Source organism: Pseudomonas sp., assembly GCF_049590575.1.
Taxonomy (GTDB): domain Bacteria; phylum Pseudomonadota; class Gammaproteobacteria; order Pseudomonadales; family Pseudomonadaceae; genus Aquipseudomonas.
On record NZ_JBAWDE010000135.1, the window covers coordinates 1 to 6,762 of the forward strand.

3 protein-coding genes and 1 pseudogene are annotated in these 6,762 nt (G+C 62.7%); 2 read left to right on the forward strand and 2 right to left on the reverse strand.

The annotated features are described in order from the left end of the window. Positions 1 to 33: 33 nt before the first annotated feature. A complete protein-coding gene (gene hexR / locus WBR57_RS10535; RefSeq protein ID WP_010168370.1) occupies positions 34 to 900 on the reverse strand; it encodes a transcriptional regulator HexR in 867 nt (288 codons plus the stop codon). Positions 901 to 1,062: 162 nt separating this feature from the next. Beyond that, positions 1,063 to 3,936, reverse strand: a complete 2,874-nt coding sequence (locus tag WBR57_RS10540) for an EAL domain-containing protein (protein WP_424083771.1) — start codon at positions 3,934 to 3,936, stop codon at positions 1,063 to 1,065. Between the two features lie 279 nt (positions 3,937 to 4,215). Here WBR57_RS10540 and uvrD point away from each other — a divergent pair, with 279 nt between their 5' ends. Beyond that, positions 4,216 to 6,399, forward strand: coding sequence for a DNA helicase II (uvrD, locus tag WBR57_RS10545; RefSeq protein ID WP_424083772.1), 2,184 nt, complete (start codon positions 4,216 to 4,218; stop codon positions 6,397 to 6,399). Between the two features lie 190 nt (positions 6,400 to 6,589). Continuing rightward, positions 6,590 to 6,762: pseudogene (locus tag WBR57_RS10550) on the forward strand (hypothetical protein); the annotation flags it as partial.

Genomic DNA, 6,762 nt, shown 5'->3' on the forward strand with positions numbered 1-6,762 from the left:
AGCCCGCTCCCACAGGGGTCAGCGTACAACCTGTCAGTCGTCGAGGGCTTTGACGGATTTGGGCGAGAGTCGCAGGCTGCGCAAGCTGCGCTTCACGCTCTTGAGGTGGTTGACCAGGCTCGGCCCGCGCGCCATGGCCACGCCCATCGCCAGCACGTCGATCACCACCAGGTGGGCGATACGCGAGGTCAGCGGGGTGTAGATCTCGGTATCTTCGTGCACATCGATCGCCAGGTTGACCGTGGACAGTTCCGCCAACGGCGTCTGGCTCGGGCACAGGGTGATCAACGTGGCGCCGCTTTCACGCACCAGGTTGGCGGTGATCAGCAGGTCCTTGGAGCGGCCCGACTGGGAAATGCAGATCGCCACATCGGTTGGCTTCAAGGTCACCGCGGACATAGCCTGCATGTGCGGGTCGCTGTAGGCCGCAGCGGTCAGCAGCAGGCGGAAGAATTTGTGCTGGGCATCGGCGGCCACCGCGCCGGACGCACCGAAGCCGTAGAACTCCACGCGCTGGGCCTGGGACATGGCGGTCACGGCCTTTTGCAACTCCACCGGGTCGAGCTTCTCGCGCACTTCCATCAGCGTGTGCAAGGTGGTGTCGAAGATTTTGAGGCTGTAGTCGGCGACGGAATCGTCTTCGTGAATCGCAAACTGCCCGAAACTCGCACCGGCCGCCAGGCTCTGCGCCAGCTTGAGCTTCAAGTCCTGGAACCCGGAGCAACCGATGGCGCGGCAGAAGCGCACGATGGTCGGTTCGCTGATACCCACGCTATGGGCCAGGTCGGCCATGGAACTGTGCATCACAGCCGCAGGATCAAGCAGCACATGATCGGCAACCTTGAGTTCCGATTTGCGTAACAGGTGGCGCGACTGGGCGATATGTTGCAACAGGTTCAAAGGGCAGGACTCTTGTTATTGGCAGGCGCCAGGGATGTAGCAAGCTTGTAGTTATACTACAAGAATTGCCGTTTTGCCCGTCCGATGCATCACTAAATCGCCCTGCTCGCCTTTGAATCTAAGGGCGGCCGCGTTGTAGCCACAGTGGCGTGCAGCGCGTCATTAAGGAAAATCCGCATTTTCCCGTAACAAATCTGCCAGCCCCTCGGCATCCATCGGCCGGCTGATCAGATAGCCCTGCACCTCGTCGCAGCGCTCACTACGCAGAAAATCCAGCTGCTGCTGATCTTCCACCCCTTCGGCCACCACCTTGAGCGCCAGCCCATGGGCCATGGCGATGATCGCGCGGGTGATGGCCGCGTCTTCGCGGCCCTGGCCGAGGCCGCGGATAAAGGTCTGGTCGATCTTCACGTAGTCCACGGGGATGCGCTTGAGGTAACTGAGGGACGAATAGCCGGTGCCGAAGTCGTCGATGGCCAGCTTCACCCCCAGGTCGCGCAACTGCTGGAAGGTCGCGATGATGTGCTCGACGCTGTCGAGCAGCTGGCTCTCGGTCAGTTCCAGCTCCAGATATTGCGGGTCCAGGCCGGTTTCTTCCAAGACCTGGCGCACCAGGCTGACCAGCTTGCCCTGGCGCAACTGATGCACCGACAGGTTCACCGACACGCGGATCGGCGCCAACCCCTGGCGCTGCCATTCGCACGCCTGCCAGCAGGCCTGGCGCAGCACGAATTCGCCCAGCGGCACAATCAGGCCGGTCTCTTCGGCCAGACCGATGAAGTCCCCGGGCGGGACCATGCCCCACTGCGGGTGCTCCCAGCGGATCAGTGCCTCGGCGGCGTTCAGTTTGCCGGTGGCCAGGCACAGTTTCGGTTGGTAAAACACCGAGAGCTGACGCTCCTCGATGGCCTTGCGCAGGTGGTTCTCCAGCTGCAAACGCTCGAGGGTGCTGGCCTGCAGGCTGTCGGTGTAGAACTGGAAATTATTCCCGCCCAAGTGCTTGGCGTGCTGCATGGCCATGTTCGACTGGCTGACCAATGCGGAAATTTCCCGCGCATTGTCCGGCAACAGGCTGACGCCGATGGAGGCACTGACCACCAGCTCATGCCCCTCGACCGTCACCGGCACGCGCAGCTTGGCCAGCAGCCGCGTGGCCACGCGCGCCAGGCTTGAGAGGCTGCCATAGGCGTCGAACAGCACCGCAAACTCGTCGCCGGAAAGGCGCGCAATGGTGTCGGCCTCCGGCAACGCGTTGATCAACCGACGGGCCATCTTCTGCAATAACTGGTCGGCGACTTCATGGCCGAGGCTGTCATTCAACAATTTGAAGCGGTCGAGGTTGATGTGCAGCAACGCCAGGCTGCGCCCGCCCTGGCGTACGCGCTGGTGGGCTTCGCGCAGGCGCTCGCGAAACAGCGAACGGTTGGCCAGGCCGGTCAGCTCGTCATAGTGGGTGAGGTAGCGCATGCGTTCTTCGGATTCGCGCCGCGCCGACAGATCAGCGAAGAAGCCCACGATATGGCTGACTTTTCCCCGAACATCGCGCACCACGTTGAGTTGTAGCCATTGCGGGTAGAGCTCGCCGTTCTTGCGCGTTTCCACCAGTTCGCCCTGCCACGTGCCGTGGCTGAGCAGCGCCTGGCGGATCACCGGGAAGTGCCGGCGGGCATCACGGCTGCTCGGCAGTTCGACCACATTGCGCCCAAGCATGTCGTCGATTTCAAAACCGGTGACGCGGCTGAAGGCCTGGTTGACGGCGATCAGTGCGTAATCCGGATCGAGAATCACGATGCCCTCGCTGGCGGCCTCGAACACCGTCGAGGCCAGGCGCTGCTGTTCCTCCAGGGCCTTGCCGGCACTGATGTCGCGCCGCGTGCCGAGCATGCGCGTGACGCGCCCACTGGGCGAGCGCTCCACGGCGCGGCCACGGTCTTCGATCCACACCCAGTGGCCATCGCCATGGCGCACGCGGTATTCGACCTGATAGTCCTCGCTGCGACCCTTGAGGTGCTCCACCAGTGCGCGCTTGAGCAACGGCAAGTCGTCGGGGTGCAGCCGCGGCTTGAGGTGGCTGAGCATCGCCGTGACGTACTCGGGCTCCAGGCCGAACAGTTCCTTGAGCTGGGTATGGTGGACTTCGTCGGTTTGCAGGTTCCAGTCCCACAGGCCCAGTTCGCTGGCTTGCAGGGCCATGGCCAGGCGCGCTTCGCTTTTATTCAGGGCCTGGCTGGCGGCGTCCAGTTCCTGGCTGCGTTGCGCCACGCGATCCTGCAGGCCGATCTGGGCTTCGCGCAGTTCCTGTTCGACCTGACGGCGCTGCTCCACTTCGCGCACCAGGTCTTGGTTCAACTGCTCGCTGCGTTGCTGCGCCTGTTGCAGGTGCTCGATCAGCGCCTGGTTCTGGAAACGTCGCAACAGGCCACGCTGGATCAGGCGGTTGACCTGCCACGCCACCATGCTCAGGGACCCCAGCAAAATCAGGCCCAGCACGCCCCAGCCTTGTTGCTGCGGGGCGCCGTTCCAGAACAGGTACACGATGGCCGGCACCAGGCACGGCAGGGCAAAGGACAGGAACGCCGGCAGGCTCACCGCATAGGCGACGCTGGCCGACAAGGTCGCGGCGCCGATCAGGCCGAACACCCAGGCCTGTTGCATAAAGCTGTCCACCGGCACCAGGGCGATGGCGGCGGTCGCCAGGGTCAGGCCGCTGACCGCCGAACCGAGCATGAACATGCGCCCCCAGATCGGCTGGGCCTGGCGGCTGGGCATCGCCGAATCAAACGCCGCCACTTGGATCACACGCATCGCCACCAGGGCCAGCAGCCAGACCAGCCAGATGCTGTCCAGCAGGTATTGCTTGGGGTTCCACAGCAGCCAGGCGCAGACCAGGCCGTTGACCAACATTAACAGCGTGGGCAGCAACGAGCCCTGGTACAGCAAGCGCGTGCGCTCGACGGCCATCTCGGTTGCGTAATGTTTGCGAAGAACCTGCGCGGGCGCCGTCGAGGGGCCAAACAGGTCGGGAGTGAGGGTCATAGGCAGTGTTCTTATAATGGTGAGCCCGAAACGTCGACGGAGCATACACAAGCAAGCGCTTGGGCCAAACTGCCCCACGTCATAAAAAGCGCAGGTTGATCCACGGCAAACCTCGGCGCCAGACAGCTTGAGCGAGGCACGCCGGGGGCTGCGGCCATTGACCGACCAGTCATCACCCGATGCAGAATGTTTGCCCGGCCAGGGCCACCGCGGATATTTTCTCTCGACCACCCGGCATTGAGATTTGCCCCACTTCCCCGCGGGCCATAGAATGCGCCGATGCGCGATGATCTCTCCCTTTTGCTGAACTCCCTCAACGATGCCCAACGCCAGGCCGTAGCAGCCCCCGTTGGCCGTCAGTTGGTCCTGGCCGGTGCTGGCTCCGGTAAAACCCGAGTGCTGGTGCACCGTATCGCCTGGTTGATCCAGGTCGAGAACGCGTCCCCGCATTCCATCCTGTCGGTGACCTTCACCAACAAGGCGGCTGCCGAGATGCGCCACCGCATCGAGCAGTTGATGGGCATCAGCCCGGCCGGCATGTGGGTGGGCACCTTCCACGGCCTGGCGCACCGCCTGTTGCGCGCGCATTGGCAGGAAGCGGGGCTGAGCCAGACCTTCCAGATCCTCGACAGCGATGACCAGCAACGCCTGGTCAAACGCGTGATCCGCGAACTGGGCCTCGACGAACAACGCTGGCCGGCGCGCCAGGCGCAATGGTTCATCAACGGCCAGAAAGACGAAGGCCTGCGCCCGCAACATATCCAGGCCAGCGGCGATTTGTTCCTGGCCACCATGCGCAGCATTTATGAAGCCTACGAGGCTGCCTGCTTGCGCGCCGGTGTGATCGACTTCTCCGAGCTGCTGCTGCGCGCCCTCGACCTGTGGCGCGATAACCCGGGCTTGCTGGCTCACTACCAGAAACGCTTCCGGCACATTCTGGTGGACGAGTTCCAGGACACCAACGCCGTGCAGTACGCCTGGCTGCGTTTGCTGGCCAAAGGTGGCGACAGCCTGATGGTGGTGGGCGACGACGACCAGTCGATCTACGGCTGGCGTGGCGCGAAAATCGAGAACATCTACCAGTATTCCGACGACTTCCCGGACGCGATCACCATCCGCCTGGAGCAGAATTACCGCTCCACCGCCGGTATCCTCAAGGCTGCCAACGCCTTGATCGCCAACAACACCGGGCGCATGGGCAAAGAGCTGTGGACAGACGGCGGCGAAGGCGAGGCGATCAACCTGTACGCCGCGTTCAACGAGCACGATGAAGCGCGCTACGTAGTGGAAACCATCGAAAGCGCGTTGAAAACCGGCCTGGCGCGCAGCGATATTGCGATTCTTTACCGCTCCAACGCCCAGTCGCGGGTGCTGGAAGAAGCCTTGCTGCGCGAGCGCATCCCATACCGCATCTATGGCGGCCAGCGCTTCTTCGAACGTGCCGAAATCAAGAACGCCATGGCCTACCTGCGCTTGCTGGAAGGCCGCGGCAACGATGCGGCGCTGGAACGGGTGATCAACATCCCGACGCGTGGCATTGGCGAAAAAACCGTTGAAGCGATCCGCGACCACGCGCGCCACGCCGATGTGTCGATGTGGGAAGCCATGCGCTTGCTGATCGCCAATAAAGGCCTGACCGGCCGCGCTGCCGGAGCGCTGGGCGGGTTTGTCGAGCTGATCGAGAACCTGGCCGCCAAGTGCGCGGAAATGCCCCTGCACTTGATGACTCAGACCGTGATCGAGCAGTCCGGGCTGATCGCCTACCACGAAGCGGAAAAAGGCGAGAAAGGCCAGGCCCGGGTTGAAAACCTTGAGGAACTGGTCAGCGCCGCGCGTGCGTTCGAGAACGCCGAGAACGAAGAAGACCTGACGCCGCTCGCCGCTTTCCTCGGGCATGCATCGCTGGAAGCCGGCGATACCCAGGCCGACGAGCATGAAGACAGCATCCAACTGATGACCTTGCACAGCGCCAAGGGCCTGGAATTCCCTTACGTGTTCCTGGTGGGCATGGAAGAGGGCCTGTTCCCACACAAGATGAGCCTGGAGGAGCCTGGCCGTCTTGAGGAAGAACGACGCCTGGCCTACGTGGGCATCACCCGCGCCATGCAGAACCTGGTGATGACCTACGCCGAGACCCGACGCTTGTACGGCAGCGAGACCTACAACAAGGTGTCGCGCTTCGTACGTGAAGTGCCGAAGGGGCTGATCCAGGAAGTACGCCTGTCCAACAGCGTCAGCCGCCCGTTCGGCGGCGGCCAGCAGCAGAACTCCAGCAATATGTTTGCCGGCTCGGAAATTCCGGAAACCCCCTTCAGCCTCGGCCAGCAGGTCAAGCATGCGATCTTCGGCGAAGGGGTGATCCTCAACTTCGAAGGCGCCGGCGCCCAGGCGCGGGTACAGGTGAACTTCGCCGAAGGCAGCAAGTGGCTGATGATGGGCTACGCGAAGCTCGAAGCAATCTGATACACCTTTCCTGCATGAAGGCGTGTGGCCTGCCATTGTTTTTACAGGTGGCGGGCCAATATCTGTAACTAGTCCTACAGACCCTTCGGAATTGGTCTTACGCAAAAGCCCGAAACACTCTGCCGCTAGCCACTGTCACTACACCTGTGCAACATGGCGCGCGTGCAATCCACAAATGGGAATTCCCTTTATGAAACGTTTTCTTAGCATCGCCATGGCGTTGTGCATCGGTTTGACGATGAGCATCGACGCCAACGCCAAGCGCTTCGGTGGCGGCAAAAGCATGGGCTCGGCACCGACTCACCAAACCAGCCAAATGGCTCCCTCCGCAGGTGCCGGCGGTGCTGCAGCGACTGCAGGCGC